The organism is Streptomyces katrae, from assembly GCF_002028425.1.
GTDB classification, from domain to species: Bacteria; Actinomycetota; Actinomycetes; order Streptomycetales; family Streptomycetaceae; genus Streptomyces; species Streptomyces katrae_A.
Genome location: NZ_CP020042.1, coordinates 5359342 through 5380077, shown reverse-complemented (window position 1 = coordinate 5380077; position 20736 = coordinate 5359342). Strand labels below are relative to the sequence as shown.

Sequence of the window (20736 nt, the reverse complement as noted above, 5' to 3'; positions counted from 1 at the left end):
ACCTGCGGACGGCCGGTGCACGGGGCGCACCGGCCGTCGGTGCGTCAGCTCCGGCCGCGGGTGGCGGTCCAGCCGCCGCCGAGGCCTGGGAGGCCGTGCCTGTCGTGCTCGTCGTGCTCGTCGTGACCGGGCTCGTCGTGGCCCGGCTTGTCGTGGCCGGGCTCGTGGTGGTCCGGCTTGCCGTGCCTGTCCCGCTTGTTGAAGACCAGGGCCACGATCTCCCGGCCGGCGGCGCCGTCCAGCTTCAGCGGACCCGTGACCCGGTCGGCGGGCAGGGCGTAGCCGTCGGGGGCCGCGGTCTCCAGGACGTAGTACGAGCCCGGGGCGAGCCGGTCGAACGCGCAGGCCCCGTTGCCGCCGGTGGTGCAGGGCTCACCGATGCGCTCGTCGGGGTACTGGCCCCCGGTCTGCAGGCCCTCGGTGTTGTTGGTCTCCTTCCACAGCTGGAACACGCCGCCGGCCAGCGGCTTGCGGGTCTTGGCGTCCTTCTTGACGACCGTGATGGAGCCGGGGTGCTCCACGTCCCTGCGCTGGTTGCGGATGGTGACGACGAGCCCCTGGGCGATGTCGCCGTCCTCCAGGTCGAAGGCGGTGACCGGGTCGGCGGGGCGCTCGTAGCCGTAGGGGACGCCGACCTCACGCCAGTAGTAGCGCTCACCGACGGGCAGTTCCACCGTGCAGCTGCCCTGGGTGTCGGTCACGCAGGCGCCGCCGAGCCGGGTGTCCGGGTCCTGACCGCCCGTCTGGAGGTCGGGGACGCCGTTGGTCTCGCGCCACAGCTCGAAGCGGCCTCCGGGCACGGGCTCGCCGCTCTCCAGGTCGACCTTGCGCAGCACCACCCGGGCGCTGGGCTCGGGGGGTGTCGTGCGGCGGTTCTGGGCGGTGACGCGCACTCCCCGCTCGGCGTTCTCCCGGGTCAGGACGAGCGGGAAGACCGGGTCGGCCGGCAGCTCGTACCCGGCGGGCGCGGCCGTCTCGCGCCAGTAGTAGCCGCCGAGCTCCTCCTCTCGGGTGCAGGTGCCGTCGGCGGGGGTGGTGCAGTCGCTCACGCGGGTGTCGGGGTTGGCGCCCGCGGTCTGCAGGCCCGCCACTCCGTTGCTCTCGCGCCACAGCTCGAAGCGGGCGCCGGGCAGCGGACGCCCCTCGTCGTCGGTCTTCAGCACGGACACCCGGCCGGTGACGGCCGGGTTGGGGGCACATTCGGGCAGGTCGCCGTCGAAGGGGTAGGCGTGGAACTCGGCGCCGAGGCCCGTGGTCTCGGTGGGGCTGGTGTGGGTGACGTTGCCCGCGGTGAAGAAGCGGCCGTTGACGCCGATGACGGAGACCGTGGCGACGGAGGCGTCCTGGCCGATGAGCACGCTGCCGCCGAGCTGGGCCGAGCCGGCGAGGCCGACGGCCTGGGCGTCGGGGAAGTTCCACAGCAGCCGCTCGCGCAGTCCGGGCGGCAGCATGACGTTGTTGACGCGCAGCGCGCGGGCCTCGCCGGTGACGTTGACCAGGACGGTGGCGCCGGCCGGGATGCCCGCGAAGCGGATGGACTGCTGGGCGGTGCCGGGGCCCGAGAGGTCGAAGTCCACGTTGAAGACCTGGAGCATGGAGGTGCCGTCGCCGGTGAAGACGGTCTCCTGCGCGCTCCAGACGGCCCGCCCGGTGGCGGTGCGCGGGACGCCCCGCGGGTAGGCGTAGCAGGCGCTCGCGGCGCCGAGCTGCCCGCGCAACGCGGCATAGGGGGCGGCGGCGTTCGTGTCGTGGGTGAGGGTGCCGGTCACCGTGCCGGTGAGGGTGCCCGCGTAGCGGACGACGCCGCCGTCGGCGAGGAGCCGCTGGCCGGAGGCGACCGTGATGTCGTCGCCGGTGGTCAGGAAGTCCGAGCCGTCCGCCGGGGGGACCCGGGAGCCGACGCCGGCGATGCCCACGTTGTAGACGTTGCCGCCGGCGGACTTGTTCATGTCGAAGTCGCCGAGGACCACGACCTTGCCCTCGGCCTCGGCGGCTCCCCGGCGCACCAGCATGTCGCCTCCGACGAAGAGGTTGATGCCGTTGTCCCGGCCGGTGAAGGCGCCGTTGTTGGGGTCGGGCCATACGGGCGGGCAGCCCTGGCCCGGGCCGGTGCCGCCGGGGACGCACGGACCGAGGCCGCCGGGCAGCGGGGCCCGCAGGGCGCGGGCCGGCGGCGGGGCGGTGCCGGGGCCGGCCGCGAGGGCCGAGGGGGCCCCGGCGGCGGCCGCGAGTACGGCTCCCACGGCCAGCCCGAGGGTCCAGTTCCTTGCTGACATGACGCTCCGTCCACGAAATCCGGCCATCGCCTGCGCTGATGGCCCTGCCAGGCTGCGGGCGGGGCCCGGCGTGGCGGACCGAAGACACTCCCGGGCTACGTCATTCCGGTCTGACGATCACTCGATTGCAGCGCGGGCCGGCGGGGCGGGCCGCGGCGGGTCAGCTGATGGCGGAGCCCGCGACCCAGTCGGCCCAGGACATGTTCCAGCCGCCCAGGCCGTTGTTCGGGGCCACGGTCTTGTCCTGGGAGTTCACCACCTCCACCACGTCCCCGATCAGGGTCCGGTCGAAGAACCAGCCCGCCGGGGTGTCGGAGCCGCCGCCCTTGTCGTCGCGCAGGCCCACGCAGCCGTGGCTGGTGTTGGTGGTGCCGAAGGTGTCGGGGCTGGCCCAGTAGTTGCCGTGCAGGAAGGTGCCGGAGGCGGTGAGCCGGATGGCGTGCGGGACATCCGGGATGTCGTACTCGCCCTTGCCGTCCTCGCTGGTGAAGCCGACGGTGGCGCCGTTCATGCGGGTGACGTCGAACATCTCCATCACCACCATCTTGCCGTTGTAGGTGGTGTTCTTCGGCGCGCCGGCGCTGATGGGGATGGTGGACAGCAGCGCGCCGCCGCGCCGGACCTCCATGGTGTGCGAGGCGGCGTCGACGGTGGAGACCTGGGAGCGGCCGACGGTGAACTTCACGGTCTTGTCCTGGATGCCGTAGGCCCCCGGGGCGGCCTCGACGTCACGGAGCTTGATCTTCACGGTGACCTGGGTGCCGGGCTTCCAGTACTCCTTGGGCCGGAAGTCCAGGCGCTCGGAGCCGAACCAGTGGCCGACGACGGGCACGGCCGGTTCGGAGGTGACGGTGACGGCGCGCTCGACGTCGGCGCGGTTCTTGACGGCCCGGCTGAAGTTGAAGGAGACGATCATGCCGGTGCCGACGGTGGAGCGGTTCTCGGGCTTGAAGTAGCCGATGAACCGCTCCTCGGGCACGTAGGTGGTGAAGGTGGTGTGCCGGGCCTGGCGGCGGTTGTGCCCGTCGACGGCGACGGCGTCGACGGTGTACTTGGCGGCGAGCGCGAGCCGCCCCGCCTCCGGGTCGGGGCTCCAGCTGAGCCCGTCGGCCGCGATGGAGCCGGGGACCTGCTCCTCCTGGGCGTCCTCCACCTTGGTGACCGTGACCCGCTCCAGCCGGCCCTCGGGGACGTTGACCCGCAGCGGGCCGTCGGCCGGGACCCCCTTGGCGTTGTCGTCGGGGGTGATGCGGATGGCCTCGTCGGGCGAGCGGGGTTTGCCGGGCAGCTGCACCTCGACCGGGGAGCCGCCGTCCCCGGTGCAGCCGGTGAGGCCGCCCAGCAGGACCGCCCACACCGCCACGGCGGCCCATCCCGCCCCTGCCCGCCTCGTCAGAAGTGTCACGCCCCGTCCAACGACGGGGGCCCTCCGGGGGAAACGTGGGGGCCGGACACGTTCCGGGTACGGCTGTCCGGGCAGAACAGTGTGAAGGACCAGACGGGGGCGGGCCCTGGCCGGGACGCCGGGCCGCACTCCCCCCGCCGGTACCCAGGAGCCGTGGAGGCGGGCAGTGTCGAGCGCAGCCGAGCAAGAGGCGGTGGATACCGCCGCCAGCGATACCACCGGGGCCGCCCCGCGGGGCGGCCCCGACATGGAGGCCGTGCGGGAGCGGGTCCAGGCGCGGGTGTTACGGGCGGCCGCGCACCCGGGACCGCCGGTGTGGCCCGGATCCTCGCACCCGCTGGGCGCCCGCTTCCACGTGGGCCCCGACGGGGTGGCGGGGACGAACTTCGCGCTGTGGGCGCCGGGCGCGGAGGCGGTGGAGCTGTGCCTGTTCGACGCCCTGGGCACGGAGACCCGCTGCCCCCTGGGCGAGCTGACGCACGAGATCTGGCACGGGTTCGTGCCCGGCGTGCGGCCCGGGCAGCGGTACGGGTTCCGGGTGCACGGGCGCTGGGACCCCTGGACGGGGGCCCGGTACAACCCGGCGAAGCTGCTGCTGGACCCGTACGCGCGGGCCGTGGACGGGGACTTCTCCCTGCCGGCGGAGGTGTACGGGCACGTCCGGGACTGGCCGCAGCAGTACATCGCCGACACCGTGCGCGACGACCGGGACTCGGCGCCGTTCGTCCCGAAGGGGGTCGTCGTCCACGATGACGACGACTGGGCGGACGACGTCCGGCCGAAGACGCCCTGGGCCGATTCGGTGATCTACGAGCTGCACGTGCGCGGGTTCACCATGCGCCATCCGGGTGTTCCCGAGGAGCTGCGCGGCACCTACGCGGGGCTGGCGCACCCGGCGGCGGTGGAGCACCTGGTGCGGCTGGGGGTGACGGCGGTGGAGCTGCTGCCGGTGCACCAGTTCGCGCACGAGGACCACCTGCTGCGGCGGGGGCTGCGCAACTACTGGGGCTACAACTCGGTCGGCTACTTCGCCCCGCACGCCGGGTACTCCGCCAGCGGGACGGCCGGGCAGCAGGTCGGCGAGTTCAAGCGGATGGTGCGCGCCCTGCACGCGGCCGGGATCGAGGTCATCCTCGACGTGGTCTACAACCACACGGCGGAGGCCGGCGAGCTGGGCCCGACCCTGTCGCTGCGCGGGGTCGACAACCGGGGCTACTACCGGCTCCAGTCCGACCAGCGCCGCTACGCCGACTACACGGGCTGCGGGAACACCCTGCACGCCGGGCGGCCTCACGTGCTGCGCCTGATCACCGACTCGCTGCGGTACTGGGTCACGGAGATGGGGGTGGACGGCTTCCGCTTCGACCTGGCGGCGGCGCTGGCCCGCTCCATGCACGACGTGGACATGCTCTCCCCGTTCCTCGCGGTGATCGCCCAGGACCCCGTGCTGCGGCGGGTCAAGCTGATCGCGGAGCCGTGGGACGTGGGCTCGGGCGGCTACCAGGTGGGGGCGTTCCCGCCGCTGTGGACGGAGTGGAACGACCGCTACCGGGACGCCGTGCGGGACTTCTGGCGGGGCGCGCTGCCCGACGTACGGGACCTGGGGTACCGGCTGTCGGGGTCGAGCGACCTGTACGCCTGGGGCGGGCGGCGGCCGTACGCCTCGGTGAACTTCGTGACGGCGCACGACGGCTTCACCCTGCGCGACCTGGTCTCGTACGAGCGCAAGCACAACGAGGACAACGGCGAGGGCAACCGGGACGGCACCAACGACAACCGGTCGTGGAACTGCGGGGCCGAGGGCGAGAGCGACGACCCGCGGATCGCCGCGCTGCGACGGCGGCAGCTGCGGAACCTGCTGACCACGCTGCTGCTGTCGACGGGCGTGCCGATGCTGGTGGCCGGCGACGAGTTCGGGCGGACCCAGGGCGGCAACAACAACGCGTACTGCCAGGACAACGAGACGGGCTGGGTGGACTGGTCGCTGCTGGACGATCCGGCGTGGAGCGGGCTGTTCGCGCTGGTCCGGCGGCTGGTGGCGCTGCGCCGGTCCCACCCGGTGCTGCGCCGCAGGGCCTTCTTCTCGGGACGGGCGCAGGGCTCGGACGGGCTGCGGGACCTGGCCTGGTTCACCCCGGCGGGGGCGGAGATGACGGAGCGGGACTGGTACGCGCCGTCGGCCGCGCTGGGGCTGTACCTGTCGGGGCGGGACATCCCGGGGCGGGACGAGCGGGGCCGGCAGGTGACGGACGACAGCTTCCTGGCTCTGCTGCACTCCGGGGACCGGCCGGTGGAGTGGGTGCTGCCGGGGCCGCCCTGGGCCGGGGAGTACGAGCTGGTGCTGGACACCTCGCGGGAGGAGCAGGAGGACGCGCCGGGGACGCGGTACCGGGCCGGGCAGCCGCTGACGGTTCCGGCGCGGTCGGTGCTGCTGCTGCGGGTGGCGGGCTGAGGGGCGCGGCGGGACGGCGGGTCCGGTCGCGGGCCCGGTCGCGGGTCAGCGGCTCCGTCGCGCGTCAGGAGGTCCCGTCGCGGGTCTCGACCTGGAGCAGCATCCGCTTGAGGAGGGCGGCCAGGGCCCGGCGGTCGGTGTCGTCGAGCGGGTGGATCATCTCGGCCTCGGCGATCCCGCGCCAGCGCATGGCCTCGCTCCAGCGGCGGTGGCCCTCCTCGGTGAGCTCGACGTCGACCCGGCGCCGGTCCCCCGCGGCACGGGTGCGCCGGACGAGGCCGGAGCGCTCCAGGGTGTCGAGGCGGCCGGTCATCCCGGCCGGGGAGAGCAGCAGTTCGGCGGCGAGCTGGGAGGACGGGGCGCGCCAGGGCGCGCCCCGGGAGGCGAGGCGGTGCATGGTCTCGAACTCGAAGGCCTGGAGGCCGGTCTCGGCGAGGGCGCGTTCCTTGCCGTGCGCGACGTGCTTGGCGAGGAGCTGGATGCGGGTGATCACGGCCTCGGTGGTCACGTCGAAGGGCACCTTGCCGGTCCACCGGGCGATGTGCCGGTCAACGGAGTCCTCGGCCGGTGCCGGCGTCGTCGCAGGTGGAGTGACCGCTTCTGTGCCCATGGGCGCATTATCCCGTCCACCGGCCATGACAAAGTATTTCGTTGACGAATGATTCGCTGGCGAAATACTGTCGCGATCATGACCCCCACGCTCTGGCGGCTGCTCGCCGGCCGCACCTTCGCCGCCTTCGCCACCGCCCTGATCCCCACCACCCTCACCCTCGCCGTGGTCCGCACCGGTTCCGCCGGGGACCTCGGACTGGTGCTCGCCGCCGAGCTGCTGCCGATGCTGCTCCTGCTGCCCGTCGCAGGCGTGGCCGCCGACCGCTTCCCGGCGCGCCGCGTGGTGCTCGCCGCGGATCTGGTACGGGCCGCCGCCCAGCTGGGCATCGCGGCGCTGCTGCTGTCCGGGCCGGTACGGATCCCCGCGCTCGCGGCCCTGTCGGCCGTCACCGGCGCGGCCGTCGCCTTCGGCGGCCCCTCGGCCCGAACCCTGGTCGCCGCCGTGACCGACGGGGCCGAGCGGCTGCGGGTGAACTCCCGGCTGATGGTGGCCCAGGGGCTCGCGAGCGTCGCGGGTCCGGCCGCCGCGGGCGCCCTGATGCTGGCCGTCGGGGCAGGCTGGTCCTCGCTGCTGACCGGGGCCCTGTTCACCGCTTCCGCCCTCACGCTGGGCGGGCTGCGCACCCCGGGTCCGGCCGGCGCGGGCGGGGCCCGGCCGGGGTTCGCGGCGGAGCTGCGCGCCGGGTGGGCGCAGACCCGTGCGCACCCGTGGTTCCTGGCCAACGTCATGGCGCACGGCGTCTGGCACCTGACCGCCGGACTGCTCCTCACCCTCGGACCGCTGATCGCCGTGGAGTCCCTGGGCGGCGAGGGCACCTGGGTGGTGGTCGCCCAGGCGGGTACGGCCGGGCTGCTGGCCGGGGCATGGACGGCCGGGCGGCTGCCGGTGCGCCGGCCGCTGGTGTGGGTCGCGGTGTCCTCGGCGGCGTTCGCCCTCCCGCTGGCGGCGTTCGCGCTGCGGCTGCCCGCGGCAGCGGCGGCGTTCGCGTACCTGATCGGCATGGGCGGGGTGGGCCTGCTGAGCCCGCTGTGGGAGACGGAGATCCAGCGGCGGGTGCCGGCCGAGGCCCTGGGGCGGGTCGGCTCCTTCGACTCCCTGATCTCCTTCGCGGCCCGCCCCCTGGGGCTCGCGGTGGCGGCCCCGCTCGCGGCGGTCACCGGGACCACGGCCCCGCTGCTGGTGGCCGCTGTGCTCGTGGCGGCGGCGAACCTGTCCGTCCTGCTGGTCGCAGACGTGCGCGCGCATCCGGAGCGGAAGCCTTCGCCCGCCCTGCGATGATGTGCCCTTCCGTGCACACACGAACACACGGGCACACGAACGGGAGTACGCATGTCGAGGGTGGGGACGGCGCTGCGGGAGCTGCGCGGGGCGCAGAAGTCGGCGAAGGGCGTGTCGCTCTACTCCCGGTTCGTCAACCGGCCCGCCGGACGGTACCTGGCCGCCGGTTCCTACGCGCTCGGGCTGACCCCGAACCAGGTGACGCTGGTCAGCGCCGCGTTCAGCTTCGCCGCCGTCGCGGCGGTGGCCCTGGCCGCGCCGTCGTGGGGGCTGGGGGTCGCCGTGTGGGCCGCGCTCGCGGTCGGCTTCGCCTTCGACTCCGCCGACGGGCAGCTGGCCCGGCTGCGCGGGGGCGGCAGCGCGGCGGGCGAATGGCTGGACCACGTCGTGGACGCCGCCAAGCTGACCGCGCTGCACGCCTGCGTGCTCATCGCCTTCTTCCGTTTCCCCGACGCGTACGGGACGGGTGCGCACGGCTGGCTGCTGGTGCCGCTGAGCTTCCAGTTCGCCGCGGTGGTGACCTTCTTCGGCGGGCTGCTCACCGAGAAGCTCAAGCCCAAGGCCGCCCCGGGGAGCCCCGCGGCGGCGCCGTCGACGCTGCGCGCGGTGGCGCTGCTGCCCGTGGACTACGGGGTGTTCTGCCTGGTGTTCCTGCTGCTGGGCGGCGGGGCGCTGTTCCGCTGGGCGTACGCGGGGCTGGGCGCGGTCGCCGCGCTGTTCCTGCTCGCCTTCCTGGCGAAGTGGTTCCGGGAGCTCAGCGCCGTTCGGCGGTGAGGGGCTCGGCCAGCGGCTGGTGCAGGGGCACGGGCTGCGGCTGGGCGAGGGCGTCCAGGGCCCGGCGCAGCTGGGTGCTGGAGGTGTGCACCGTGTAGGGGAAGTAGACGACGTCGACCCCGTGGGCGGCGAAGTCCCGTTCCAGCTTGGCCCCCTTGGGCGTGCCGCGCCAGTCGTCGCCCTTGAAGATGACGTCGAAGCGGACCTGCTTCCACGTCTCCACCTTGTCCGGGACCGTCTCGACGAAGGCGGCGTCGACGTACTTGACGCTGCGGACGATCTCCAGCCGCTCGACCAGGGGGATCATCGGGCGGCGCCCCTTGGCCAGTTCGGCCATCTCGTCCGAGACCACGCCCGCCACCAGGTAGTCGCACTGGCTGCGGGCGTGCCGGAGGATGTTGAGGTGGCCTATGTGGAACAGGTCGTAGGCACCGGGCGCGTAGCCCACCCGGTACGGCCGGCGCGCGGACGGCACGGCATCGGACATGTGGTGCTCCGTCATCAGTTACCCCCCACAGGCCGCGCCCCCCGGCGCGGCGGATTAGCAGACAATAGCGCGCACGTTCCACAGCCTGTCGGTGAACGCATAGGGTGACGTGCGCATCATCCAGGGGAGAAGGGGACGTTCAGTGTCCACATCCGGCCACCGGCGGCTGTTGCTGGTTTCCACCAACTACGCCCCGGAGCACGCGGGTATAGGCCCGTACGCCACCCAGATCGCGGAGCACTGGGCGAGTTCCGGCCATGACACCCACGTTCTGGCCGGTATGCCGCACTATCCGGCCTGGTCCCTGGAGCCCGAGTACAAGGGAGCGCTGCGGCGCACCGAACGGCGCGCGGGCGTCACCGTGCACCGGCGCGCGCACACCGTCCCGGCCCACCAGACCGCCGTGAAGCGGGCCCTGTTCGAAGGATCGATTCTGCTGCACGGGGCGGTGGCCCCGCCCCGGATGCCGAAGCCGCACGCGGTGATGGCCCAGATGCCCAGCCTGGCCGGCGGGGTGCTGGCCGCGCGGCTCGCCGCCCGCTGGAAGGTCCCGTTCGTCCCGGTGGTCCAGGACCTGATGGGGGCCGCCGCCGCGCAGAGCGGCATCAGCGGCGGGGACAAGGCGGCCGCGCTGGCCGGACGGGCGGAGGCGTACGCCCTCAAGCGGGGCGCCCTGGTCGGCGTCATCCACGAGACATTCGTGGACCGGGTCGTGGGCATGGGAGTGGACCCGAAGCGGATCCGCGTGGTGCCCAACTGGTCGCACGTGCCCGGGCCCACCAAGCCCCGCGGGGAGACCAGGCGCCACCTGGGCTGGGCGCCGGACCAGACCGTGGTCCTGCACTCCGGCAACATGGGCCTCAAGCAGGGCCTGGAAGTCCTCGTCGGCGCCGCCCGGCTCGACCCGCGCGTCCGCTTCGTCCTCATGGGCGACGGCAGCCGGCGCGCGGCCCTCGCCGAGCTCGCCGCCGACGTGCCCAACCTGGACATCATCCCCCCTGCCGCCGACGGGGAGTTCCCCGATATCCTCGCCGCGGCGGACGTGCTCGCGGTCACGCAGCACGCGGCCGTGCTGGACATGAGCGTTCCGTCCAAGCTCACCTCCTACTTCCAGGCCGGCCGGCCCGTCGTCGCCTCCGTCGCGGCGCAGGGCGGGACCGCCCAGGAGGTGGAGCGTTCGGGCGCCGGCGTCCTCGTACCGCCGGAGGACCCCGAGGCCCTCCTGAAGGCCGTCCGGGCCCTGGCGGAGGACCCCGGGGGCGCGGACGCGCTGGGCGCGGCCGGGCCCGTCCACGTGGCGGCCCACCTGAGCCGTGAGGCGGGCCTCGCCCGCATCGACGCACTGATCGACGAAGCACTTGGGGGTCCCCAGTCGTGACCGAGACGAACCGCCCGGCAGCGGCCCCGCCCGAGGACGAACCGGACCTCCTCAGGGACCAGTTCAAGCAGCTGCTCCGCTACCGCAGGCTGCTCGGCGCCGGCGTGGGCATCGGCCTGCTGGGCGGCGTCTACCTCGGCATCTCCACCGCCGACACCTACGTGTCCGTCGCGGACGTGGTGCTGCGCGCCCCCACCGACGACCCGTTCAACCCGAGCCTGGCACCCGACAAGGCCATCAACATCGGCTCCGAGCGGCAGGTCGCCCTCTCCAGCTCCATAGCCGAGCAGGCGGCGAAGAAGCTCGGGGTCGCGGACAAGGACGTCGCCGCGCTGCGCGCCGGCCTCCAGGTGACCAACCCGCCGCAGACGATGCTGCTCCGCTTCACCTACACCGCCTCCTCCCCCAAGGAGGCCGCCAAGCGGGCGAACGGCATGGCCCAGGCCTACCTGCTCAAGCGGCAGGAAGCCCTCGACGTCACCCGCGACACGATGGTCAAGGGCTACGCGGACCAGCGCGACCCCGTCGCCAAGCAGCTCGACGACCTCGCCAAGCAGATCAACAACATGCCGGCGGGCACCGCCCGCGACGCGGCGCTGGGCTCCAAGACCGACCTCCAGAGCAAGGTCAACACCCTCAACAACAACATCAGCAAGCTCCAGGCCCTGGACATGACGCCGGGCCGGATCACCAGCCCGGCCGCCCCGCCCGGCGCACCCGACGGGCCGGGCATCCCCATGTCCCTCGCACTCGGCGCGGCCACCGGCCTGGCCCTGGGCCTGCTCGCCGCCTGGGTGCGGCTGGTCTTCGACCCCGCGCCGCGCTCCGAGGGGGACGTGGCCCGGGCCCTGCGGGCGCCCGTACTGGGCTACCTGCCCCGGGACAAGACGGGCGGCGGCCCGCTGCTCGCGGCCGGCGAGGCGGATCCCCGGCTCGCCGAGGAGTACCGCTCGGTGGCCTTCCGGCTGGCCTACGACTCCCGCTTCGCCGACCGGCGCCGGCTGCTGGTCGTCGCACCGCGCGGCAGCAGCGTCACGGCTGCCGCGGTGGCCGTGAACCTGGCCGCCTCCTTCGCCGAGACCGGCAAGGACGTCCTGCTCATCGAGGCCGACCTGCGCACCCCGGTACTGGCCAGCCAGCTGCCGACGGACGCGGGCGGACGGCCGCGCTGGAGCCGGCTGCCGGGCGGGGCCGGGAGCACGGCCGGCACGGGCCTGCTGGGCGACGGTTTCGGCGGCGGAACCGGGGAGAGCGACTGGCCGGACGGGCGGCAGCTGGTGGTGGACGCCGGGGAGTCGGGCGCCTTCGACCTGATCCCGGGCGACCGGGTGCGCAACGTGGCCCGCGCGCTGACCTCCCCGCGCGCGACCCGGCTGATCTCCGAGGCCGACTCCCCCAACTCCACCGTCGTCGTGCTCGCGCCGCCGGTGCTCTCGTACGCCGACGCGCTCGCGCTCGTCGACCGCGTCGACGGGGTCCTGGTCGTCTGCGACCCGCGGGCCGTGCACCGCAGCGACCTGGCCCGGATCCGCGAGCTGATCAGCGGGGCCGGCGGGACCGTGCTGGGCGCGGTGCTGCACCACCCGCTGCCGGGCCAGAGGTCCAAGCGGGACACCTCCCCCGGCGCCTCCGCCGCCCCCGCGCCGGGCTCCGCGCAGCCCGGTCCGGCGCACGGGCCGGACGCGACCGGCGGGCGGCTGCCGGGTGAGGGCGGCGACACCGTCGCCCTGCGCACGGTCCGCACGGGCCGGAGGTGAGCCGTCGGGGCCTCGCCGCGGTCGCCTCGGTCCTGGACCAGGCCGCCTCCAGCGCCACCAACATCCTGGTGCTGGTGCTGGCCGCCCGGCTGTCCTCGGCGTCCGGCTTCGCCGACTTCTCGATGGTGTACGTGACCTTCAGCGTGCTCCTCGGACTGAACATGGCCTATGTCGGCCAGACCGTGGTGCTGGAGAAGGAGGCGGCCGGCCGGCTGGGGACGGTGTGCCGGTCGTCGGTGCTGTTCACGGCCGGGGCGGCGGGGGTGGCCGGGCTGGTGCTGGCGGTGGCGGGTCTGGTCGTGCCCGGCGACGCCGGGTGGGCGTTCCTCGCGCTGGGACTCGTCCTGCCGCTGGTCCTCGTCCAGGACGGGCTGCGGTACTGCTTCTCCACCCTGCGGGTGCCCGGGCGGGCGCTGGCCGCCGACGCGCTGCGGCTGGTGTGCGTGGTCGCGGCGCTGGCCGTGCAGCCGCAGGGGGCTTCGGCCGCGCGGCTGGTGCTGGTGTGGGGGGTGTCCGCGCTGCCCGCGCTGGGGCTGGGGGTGTGGCTGCTGCGCCCGTACGTCCGCGGGGCGCGCGGGGACGTCCGCCCGTACCTGCGCCGGGGGCACCTCGGGCAGCGGTTCGTGGTCGAGTTCGCCGTCGGCAACGGCTCCAGCCAGCTCGCGGTGCTCGGGCTGGGCGCCTTCGCGACCCCGCTGGCGGTGGGCGCCCTGCGCGGGGCCACGACCCTGTTCGGGCCGCTGAACGTGCTGTTCAACTCCGCCAACGCCTTCGGCCCGCCGATCGTGGGCCGGGCGTCCGGCAAACGGGGCGTGGTCCGGCTGACCGCCCTGATGGGCGCCGCCCTCGCGGTGCTCGGCGCCGGCTGGGCGGCGGTCCTGTACGCCCTGCCGGACCGGCTGGGCCGGCACCTGCTGGGCGACACCTGGGCGGCGGCGTCCGCCCTGCTCCCGGCGACGGGCGCCCAGTACGCGGTGATGGGCCTGGGAACCTGCGCACTGCTGACCCTGCGGGTGCTGAACCCGAGGGCCACGCTGTCGCTCCAGGTCGTCTTCTCCCTGCTGTCGGTGGCCCTGCTGCTGGGCGGGTACGCGGCGTGGGGCGTAACGGGCGCCGCCTGGGGCCTGACGGCGGGCTCGGCGGCAAAGGCGGCGGCGGCGTGGACCCGGGTGGGCCGGGTACGCATGGAGGCACCGGCGGAGGTGGGCACGGCGGCGTGACGGGCCCGCCATCTCCCCCTCAAGGGGCCGGGCGCTGGGCGGCGCCTGACCGGCCCGGAACGGGACAGCGGACCGGCACCCAGGAGGGTCGGGGTTTCACTCGGCGGTCTCAGAGATCGGTTGGGGGTTTCCCGTCAGTCTCATCGTCCTTCCGCGTCGGGCCACCCTGTCAAGGGCGCTCCTTCGTCGCGTCGCTTCGCGATCGCCTGCGGCGACCCTTGACAGGCCGTCCCGCCGCGAAATGCCGAAGACTGCCGGGAAACCCCCAAAGGAACGGGACGGACGTTCATAGGACATGCGGCGGGATCAGCGACCAGGCGGGTAGGTCGGGGGCCGCCTCGCCAAGCATCCGGGCCGATGAGCCGGTGAATCGGGGCCGCGATTCGCGACAGATCGCTACGCGCTCCTCATTTCTCAGCGTCCGACGACCGCCTGGAGCCGCTGCCCGCAGGGAAGGACGACGGATCCGGCATCCGGGGCCGGTGGGCGCATCAAATCGCTACGCTCTCCTCTGATTTCAGTGCTGGCACGCCAGGTCTGCCGCGCGACCCGGTGGGGCAGGAACAGATTCGCCACGGGCACGAACCAGGCGGCAGCGAATCCCTCGGTGAAGATCGCGTCCTCCTTAGATCATCTTCTCGATAACAACATGAAATAGTTCACGGATGCGCAGGCAGCCTTCCAATTCACCTGGGCTCGTGGGCGCCCGCTTGCTGGAAAGCCTTGGCAGACGCAGGCGTCAGACGGACAGCAAACGGCTTGGGAGTTGGGCGTCATCATGAGGAAGTTGACACCTGGTTCGGTTTCCGAGCAAAGCTGGGGATCGGTCAAGTTCTACTGGAAGGGTGAAGAGGCACGCATCGACGACCCGTTTAAGGAATTCCAATAGGCGGCTGAAAGATTGGGCTCACATAGGAGTCTCGAGCCCGTCATTCTCGGGTTTCCTGAAAATATGCATCCCGGTGCGTGCTGGCTAGCACGCACCGGGATCGGATCGTATAGTTTGAGATTTTTATTGTGCGGGGTGGAGGGCGACGTTATGAATGATGGAGTGATGAAACCGGATCCCAGTCTGTATCCGGAACTGGCAGCTGAGGACGGGAGTCTGGTCGCTGCCCTACGGGTGACGAGTGGGCGGTTGGGGCTTTCACTAGTCGACCTCAATGAGGCACATGCGCCAGAAGGTCTGTCAACTCATTTCGCCGCCGCCGTTGAGGCGGAATTTGGAGATGCCCGACTGGAGCTGGCCCCAGAGCATCGAGAAGTAAAGATCGCGATTGAGATGCCCCTGATTGGAGTCGCGGCTTTCGGTTCCACTGCATCCCTGGACGTTGCCGTCGAGATTGCTCACGCTTGGCAATCAGGAACCCCGCTCGCCGATATGTCCCTCCGCTGGAAATTTTTGAGGGTGTCCCCCGAAGCAGTGGCGCATGATCAGGGAAGAGGTGTGGAATACGAATGGGCGGCGATCCGCCGCATGTCACCCGATCTGATTGACCAGGAGTTGGTGGAAGCCGCTTACGCCACACCCGAATTGCGCTCACTGTTCCCCAGGGTCACCCACGGCTCCCTGCAATTCCGTCGCCGCACGATCTCGACTCCCGGAAGTGACGTTCCCAGCATCTTCCCAGCTGGAGAGGGAATCTGGAGGGTCATCAGGCTGTATGATCCGAGTTTTCCCATAAGCATCGTCGACACAGCCGAGGAGGCCGTAGGGCTTGTGGTGGCAGGGCTGCCGGCAGGGTGCGGTCCAGCCGTTGAAGTGATCTACGCTGCCCGGCACGGGTCGTGAACGAACCGCCTACTGACCAGCCCAGAAGCACTTACCTGGACTTGCCCCATGGGTTGCGCTGCGCGATGCCCGTCCGGCCAGGCGCCAGGCCTCTGCCCCAAGGGGTCGTTTTCACCTGGACTGGTCGTGTACGTACTGATTCCCCGGGTATCGGATCATGGTGCCGGCGACGTCGTGGAGGCGGTCGATGTCTTTGGCGCATGTGAGGTGGCCGATGGGATGGAAGACGGCCTAATCCTGTCTCATCCCAGGATGTCTGGCCTTGCGGTCGTGTGCTTCCACCGTCGCGGGTGTGCGCCCGGGTGCACTCGGTCTGTCGCGGTACGCCGGAAGCATGGCGAAGCGACGTCCGTATCCGAGCGATCTGTCCGATGTCCGTTGGGAGTTGATAGAGCCGGTCCTTGCTGCCTGGCGTTTCGAGCGCCGGGGTCGGGCCTTGGACTTCGGCCAGCCGCCCGAGCACGACCTGCGGGACATCATGGACGCGATCTTGTACGTGGACCGCACCGGCGTGCAGTGGCGCTACCTCCCGCGCGGCTTCCCGCCCTGGAACACGGTCTACGGCTACTCGCCAAATGGGCCGACGAGGGCATCTTCGCCCAGCTCAAGGCCTGCTCAGGCAGCTGCTGCGGGAGAAGGAGGGGCGGGGCGGCGAACCGTCGGCCTGTGTGATCGACGCCCAGAGCGTCAAGACCTCCACCAGCGTCCACGCCGCCGGACAGGGTATCGACGCGGGCAAGAAGATCGTCGGACGTGAGCGGAGCATCGTTACCGACACGCTCGGTCTCCTGCTGGCCGTGCTGGTCACCGCGGCCAGCGTGCAGGACTCGGACGCCGGCACCCGGCTCCTGGACCAGGTCGCTGCAGAGCACCCCACCGTCCGCAAGGTGGGGGTAGACGGCGGCTACCGCCAGCACGTCGTCAAGCACGCCGCGACCCTGGGCATCGACATGGAGATCACCGTCCGCAGGCCCGAATCAAGGGGTTTCACTCCGATCCCGAAGCGGTGGGCGGTCGAGAGGACCTACGGCTGGCTCATGCTCCACCGCCGCCTGGCCCGGGACTACGAGACCCCGCCCACCCGCTCCGGAGCCCTGATCAACCTCGCCATGACCGACCTCATGGCCCGCCGCCTCGCCGACGAGAACACCCTCTCGTGGCGCGACCCAGCGAAGACCACCAAACGCCCCATCCCGGATGAAACATCGGACGAAAACGACCTCTCAGCGTCCGCGTCCCGCCTGGCGCTGATACCTGCACCAAATGACGAACTGAGCAGCATCCGGGCTTGGGGGCGCGTCAGATCGCTACGCGCTGCCGAAATCCGGCGTCCACGGCCGCCTGGGGCTGGCGACGGTACCAAAAGCCGATCCGGAGAGCATCCCGGCCCAAGACGGCCGCTGGCCGCCGAGGCGGGAGGAGCGCGTAGCGATCTGGCGCGGATCGCGGCCCCGGATGGCAATCCTGGCGGCCCGGATGCCCGGCGAGGCCGCCCCCGGCGTCCCCGCCTGGTCGCTGATACGGCCGCATGGCCCATGAACCTCCGTCCCGTTCCTTTGGGGGTTTCCCGGCAGTCTTCGGCATTTCGCGGCGGGGTGCCCTGTCAAGGGTCGCCGCAGGCGATCGCGAAGCGACGCGACGAAGGAGCGCCCTTGACAGGGCGGCCCGACGCGGAAGGACGATGAGACTGACGGGAAAGCCCCAACCCATCCCTGAGACCGCCCGGCTGGAACCCCGACCCTCCTGGGTGCCGGCCGCTATCCGGTTCCGCCCCGCCCGGACCCCGCCGCGAGGTGGGTGGGCAGGCGCCGTCCAACGCCCGGCCCCTCGAGGGGGAGATGGCGGGCCCCCACCCGGCCTCAGCGCAGGGTGATGTTCCTGTCCGTGCGGTACGTCGCCACCAGGGCCAGGCACATCGCGGCGATGGCGACGCGGCCCGAGGCCTGCAGGAGCGGGCCGCGCAGCAGGATGAACGAGTAGCCCGCGACGAGCGGCACCACCACCGAGATCAGGCTGCCCGGCGGTGAGCGGCGGGTGGCGCGCTTCGCGTAGCGGCGGTCGACGCGGGCGGCGGCGTAGCCGATGGCCAGCAGGCCGGCGCCCATGCCGAGGGGGCCGAAGTCCAGCCACAGCTCGGCCCAGATCGGGGAGGAGAGGTTGGTGTTGACCGTTCCCATCCACTGGCCGACCATCACGCCCGTGTCGCGCGGCTTGCCCGGCCACACCGAGCGGGGCACCGCGAAGAAGACGGAGCCGGCGAGCTGGCGGCCGTAGAAGTGGCCGGGGCCGGATTCGGAGAAGGTGATGGTGTTGGCGAACATGCCGATCTGGTCGTAGTCCTTGAGCGCCATCGGCTCCAGGAACGAGGTCGTCTCGACGGGCTTGTAGTTCTTCTCGTCGTAGCGGAAGCGGTCCGCGAAGGGGAAGACGAGGAGGGCGACGACCACGGCCATGGACAGTGCGACGCGGTACATGGCGGCGCTGACCGGGAAGAGGGTGAACAGCATCGCGAACATGACCGTCAGGAACCAGTAGCGCGGGTTCGAGATCGGGTTGTTGACGACGAGGTTGAGGGCGAGGAGCGCCGCCCAGGTGACGATGACGGACACCTTGCGGCGGGCGTACGTCGAGGTGATCAGCCAGCGTGTGTACAGCAGCATGGCGAGCAGCGCCGGCACCGTGCCGAAGCCGCGCAGCAGGGCCTGGCCGGCCTGGCCGTCGCCGTTGGAGACACCCGCGTCCTGGATGCCGGCGATGATCTCCTGGCGGCTGGAGAAGAAGACGGCGGGCCCGCCCAGCTTGAGGATGAACGCGGCGCTGCACACGAAGGCGATGGCGGTCAGGAGCTGGAGCCGGCGCCGGTGTGCCATGACGGGCCGGGGTTCCTTCGGGGAGCCGCCCGCGCGCCCGGCAGGGCGGTGGCGGGCGAGGAGCACGCCGACGTCGAAGGCGGTGCAGCCGAGGAGGACCAGGCCGATGGCGAGGGTGAGGTCGGAGCGCGGTCCGACGACGGGGGTCGGGACGCGGCCGAGGACGGCCTGGGCGAGCGGGGCCACGCCCATGGCCATGTAGACGAACAGCCAGAAGGAGCCCTGGAGGAGCTTGCGGCGGCTGGTCAGCACCATGGCGGAGAGGCGCGCGCCCGCGTACATGGTGAGCACGAGCTGGAGCCAGAACGCGGCGTCCTCCTGCCCGTCGCCGGACTGTGCGGCGACGAACACCGGCAGGAACACGGTGAATCCGAGCGCGAGCGGCACGGACAGGGCGCGGGAGAGGAGGGTGCGCGGGGTGGTGACCCGCCCCCACTGGGCCTCGTCCACGGATGCCGGGGGCGCCGCTTTCACGCTGGGCGTGCGTATGTCCGTAGCCACCTTTGCCCCCACCCCATGTGCGTGATCCGCGCGCAGTCTAGTCTGAGCGTTCCGCGCCAGGGGAGGCGCGTGGGACGACGGGGGCGACCGGTGCGCAATCTTCCTGCCTTCACGCTGGCCGGATACGACAAGGGGCGGGGGCTGTTGACGCAGGCCCTGTGGTTCGCGGTGATGAACACCCTGTTCATGTCGTGGTTCTGCCCCGCCCGGCTGCGCGTGGCGCTGCTGCGGGCGTTCGGGGCGGAGATCGGCGAGGGGGTGCTGATCCGGCACAGGGTGCGGGTGCTGTGGCCGTGGAAGCTGAAGGTCGGAGACCACACGTGGATCGGCGAGGGTGCCTGGCTGCTCAACCTGGAGCCGGTGACGATCGGTTCGCACGTGTGCCTGTCGCAGGAGTCGATGCTGTGCACGGGCTCGCATGACCACCGGGCCGCCGACTTCCGCTACCGCAACGCTCCGATCACCGTCGAGGACGGCGCGTGGGTGGCGGTGCGGGCGACGGTGCTGGCGGGGGTGACGGTGGGCCGCTGCGCGGTGGCCGGAGCCGGTTCGGTGGTCCACAAGGACCTGCCCGCGCTGACCCTGCAGACCCAGGACGGCCGCCGCCGCCCGGTGGAGGAACCGAATTGAAACCTCCCCTCCCTCATTGAAGGGGATTCCTGACTCACTTCGCCCACCCCCTAGCAGGGGCAGGTCTTACAAGATCAGCATCAGCCGGGTTGAGACCAGCCCGGACGAGCATCACATGGGCGGAGTTCTTGTCCCTCGGGGACACCGTGCCGCACGTGGTGCACGTATACGTTCTTTCGGAGAGGGGGAGTGCGTGCTTGGCTCTCGCTCCGCACCGTGCGCAATCCATGGTGGTGTGCGCAGGGGGGACCAGGTGCACAGTGCGGCCGTGTTTGCGGGCCATCTCGACCAGCGCAGTCTTCGTCGCCGAGATGGCGGCGTCGGCGGCCTTGCGTGTCATCGTGGACTTCGCAAGGAATTTCGGCCGGAAGTCCTCCACCGCGAGCTGGTCGTGGTCGCGTACGACTGTCTTGGCCCACTTGCGGGCGGTGTCTTGCCGCTGCCGGGCCAGCTTCTTCGACTCCCTCGCCGCAGCCCTGCGGGCTTTGCGGTATCCGGCGGTGTCGGGCCGGTTCTTCGGCGTCGCGCGTCGGGCCATCATCCGCTGGTAGCGGGCCAGGCGCTGTGCGGCCCTTCTGCCGTGCTCGGCATGCGGCAGATCGTGGGCCTCGGAGGTGGTGGTCGCAGTCTCCTTCACGCCCCAGTCGATCCCGATCACCTTACCGGTGGCGGGCAGCGGGACGGTGTCGGTGGCGACGACGAACGAGGCGTACCAGCGGTCGAGGCTGTCCTGGTACACGCGTACCGACGTGGGCGTCGCCGGGAGGTCCCGGGACCACACCACCGTCAGCTCGATCCCACCGGCCAAGTGCAGACGGCCACCACGCAGACGGAATCCCCGCTGGGTGTAGTTGAGGGTGGGGGATGGTCTCCGCTTCCGCTTGATACGGGGCATCCCAGCCCCCTGCCGCATCGGCAGCTTCGCCTTGATGTCCCCGAGCGCCTTCGCTCGGGACTTCGCGAAATCCCGGATGGTCTGCTGCTGCGGAACCGAAGCGCCCTCACGCAGCCAGGGCATCGGCCCACGGGCCCGGGTCAGCATTTTGTCCAGCTGCGCCGGACCACACGTGATCTTCCCGCCCCTGGCCTTGTTCAGACCGTGGACCTTGCGGGACATCGCCACGCACTCGTTCCACACCCAGCGACAGCGCGCCCACTCGCCCTCCAGGCGGGTCCGGGCGGTGGACGACACGCGCAGCCGGTAGGTGTACCGGGCGTACCCGGCCCCGTCGCCCATAGCTGCTGTCGTCACCATCCGAAACTAACAGCCCTGACTGAAAACGGAAGAGAGTACAGGTCAGAA

14 protein-coding genes and 1 pseudogene are annotated in these 20736 nt (G+C 72.0%); 9 read left to right on the top strand and 6 right to left on the bottom strand.

Annotated features, from left to right (window positions below; genetic code table 11):
* Positions 1-44: 44 nt before the first annotated feature.
* Both B4U46_RS37530 and B4U46_RS24690 read right to left on the bottom strand, forming a co-directional pair.
* Positions 45-2276: a choice-of-anchor A family protein gene (locus B4U46_RS37530; RefSeq protein ID WP_079429868.1), complete on the bottom strand. Its 2232-nt coding sequence runs from the start codon at positions 2274-2276 to the stop codon at positions 45-47.
* Positions 2277-2436: 160 nt separating this feature from the next.
* Positions 2437-3681, bottom strand: coding sequence for a L,D-transpeptidase (locus tag B4U46_RS24690; protein ID WP_079429867.1), 1245 nt, complete (start codon positions 3679-3681; stop codon positions 2437-2439).
* Between the two features lie 247 nt (positions 3682-3928).
* On the opposite strand from B4U46_RS24690, the gene glgX reads away from it, so the two are divergent.
* Positions 3929-6133 carry a glycogen debranching protein GlgX gene (gene glgX, locus B4U46_RS24685; protein WP_237293360.1) on the top strand — a complete coding sequence of 735 codons (2205 nt, stop codon included), beginning with the start codon at positions 3929-3931 and terminating at the stop codon, positions 6131-6133.
* Positions 6134-6197: 64 nt separating this feature from the next.
* Here the strand turns inward: glgX and B4U46_RS24680 are convergent, their stop codons facing one another.
* Complete coding sequence (locus tag B4U46_RS24680) at positions 6198-6743, bottom strand: MarR family winged helix-turn-helix transcriptional regulator (protein ID WP_100862834.1); 546 nt, start codon at positions 6741-6743, stop codon at positions 6198-6200.
* A gap of 78 nt (positions 6744-6821) precedes the next feature.
* Between B4U46_RS24680 and B4U46_RS24675 the strand changes: the two genes are divergently transcribed.
* The gene (locus B4U46_RS24675) at positions 6822-8024 is read left to right on the top strand and encodes an MFS transporter (RefSeq protein ID WP_079429864.1); all 1203 of its coding nucleotides are present in this window, start codon (positions 6822-6824) and stop codon (positions 8022-8024) included.
* A gap of 51 nt (positions 8025-8075) precedes the next feature.
* On the top strand, positions 8076-8798 hold the full coding sequence (locus B4U46_RS24670) for a CDP-alcohol phosphatidyltransferase family protein (protein ID WP_079429863.1): 723 nt from the start codon (positions 8076-8078) through the stop codon (positions 8796-8798).
* Here the strand turns inward: B4U46_RS24670 and B4U46_RS24665 are convergent.
* Complete coding sequence (locus B4U46_RS24665) at positions 8779-9300, bottom strand: adenylyltransferase/cytidyltransferase family protein (protein ID WP_079429862.1); 522 nt, start codon at positions 9298-9300, stop codon at positions 8779-8781. The two genes, B4U46_RS24670 and B4U46_RS24665, sit on opposite strands and share 20 nt — an antisense overlap.
* Positions 9301-9457: 157 nt before the next feature.
* On the opposite strand from B4U46_RS24665, the gene B4U46_RS24660 reads away from it, so the two are divergent.
* From B4U46_RS24660 to B4U46_RS24645, 5 genes and pseudogenes are all read left to right on the top strand, one after another.
* Positions 9458-10663, top strand: a complete 1206-nt coding sequence (locus B4U46_RS24660) for a glycosyltransferase family 4 protein (RefSeq protein ID WP_079431963.1) — start codon at positions 9458-9460, stop codon at positions 10661-10663.
* The gene (locus B4U46_RS24655; RefSeq protein ID WP_079429861.1) at positions 10660-12420 is read left to right on the top strand and encodes a lipopolysaccharide biosynthesis protein; all 1761 of its coding nucleotides are present in this window, start codon (positions 10660-10662) and stop codon (positions 12418-12420) included. The genes B4U46_RS24660 and B4U46_RS24655 overlap by 4 nt, the downstream gene beginning before the upstream one ends.
* Positions 12417-13640, top strand: coding sequence for a hypothetical protein (locus B4U46_RS24650; RefSeq protein ID WP_079429860.1), 1224 nt, complete (start codon positions 12417-12419; stop codon positions 13638-13640). Before B4U46_RS24655 ends, B4U46_RS24650 begins: the two co-directional genes overlap by 4 nt.
* A 1054-nt stretch (positions 13641-14694) precedes the next feature.
* The gene (locus B4U46_RS37525; protein WP_159402123.1) at positions 14695-15432 is read left to right on the top strand and encodes a DUF6193 family natural product biosynthesis protein; all 738 of its coding nucleotides are present in this window, start codon (positions 14695-14697) and stop codon (positions 15430-15432) included.
* A 334-nt stretch (positions 15433-15766) separates the two neighbouring features.
* Positions 15767-16595: pseudogene (locus B4U46_RS24645) on the top strand (IS5 family transposase); the annotation flags it as partial.
* 696 nt (positions 16596-17291) lie between these two features.
* On the opposite strand, the gene B4U46_RS24640 reads toward B4U46_RS24645, so the two are convergent.
* Positions 17292-18776, bottom strand: a complete 1485-nt coding sequence (locus B4U46_RS24640; protein WP_237293113.1) for an O-antigen polysaccharide polymerase Wzy family protein — start codon at positions 18774-18776, stop codon at positions 17292-17294.
* Between the two features lie 117 nt (positions 18777-18893).
* Between B4U46_RS24640 and B4U46_RS24635 the strand changes: the two genes are divergently transcribed.
* Positions 18894-19433: a WcaF family extracellular polysaccharide biosynthesis acetyltransferase gene (locus tag B4U46_RS24635; protein ID WP_079429858.1), complete on the top strand. Its 540-nt coding sequence runs from the start codon at positions 18894-18896 to the stop codon at positions 19431-19433.
* A 34-nt stretch (positions 19434-19467) separates the two neighbouring features.
* Here the strand turns inward: B4U46_RS24635 and B4U46_RS24630 are convergent, their stop codons facing one another.
* Entirely contained in the window at positions 19468-20688 is a 1221-nt protein-coding gene (locus tag B4U46_RS24630) for an RNA-guided endonuclease InsQ/TnpB family protein (protein ID WP_079429857.1), read from the bottom strand.
* Between the last annotated feature and the right edge of the window lie 48 nt (positions 20689-20736).

Excerpts from the sequence above, each read along its gene's own strand:
- B4U46_RS24665 (WP_079429862.1), bottom strand. The coding sequence starts at position 9,300 with ATGACGGAGCACCACATGTCCGATGCCGTGCCGTCCGCGCGCCGGCCG.
- B4U46_RS24630 (WP_079429857.1), bottom strand. The coding sequence starts at position 20,688 with ATGGTGACGACAGCAGCTATGGGCGACGGGGCCGGGTACGCCCGGTAC.
- B4U46_RS24680 (WP_100862834.1), bottom strand. The coding sequence starts at position 6,743 with ATGGGCACAGAAGCGGTCACTCCACCTGCGACGACGCCGGCACCGGCC.
- B4U46_RS24675 (WP_079429864.1), top strand. The coding sequence starts at position 6,822 with ATGACCCCCACGCTCTGGCGGCTGCTCGCCGGCCGCACCTTCGCCGCC.
- B4U46_RS37525 (WP_159402123.1), top strand. The coding sequence starts at position 14,695 with ATGAAACCGGATCCCAGTCTGTATCCGGAACTGGCAGCTGAGGACGGG.
- B4U46_RS24670 (WP_079429863.1), top strand. The coding sequence starts at position 8,076 with ATGTCGAGGGTGGGGACGGCGCTGCGGGAGCTGCGCGGGGCGCAGAAG.
- B4U46_RS37530 (WP_079429868.1), bottom strand. The coding sequence starts at position 2,276 with ATGTCAGCAAGGAACTGGACCCTCGGGCTGGCCGTGGGAGCCGTACTC.
- glgX (WP_237293360.1), top strand. The coding sequence starts at position 3,929 with ATGGAGGCCGTGCGGGAGCGGGTCCAGGCGCGGGTGTTACGGGCGGCC.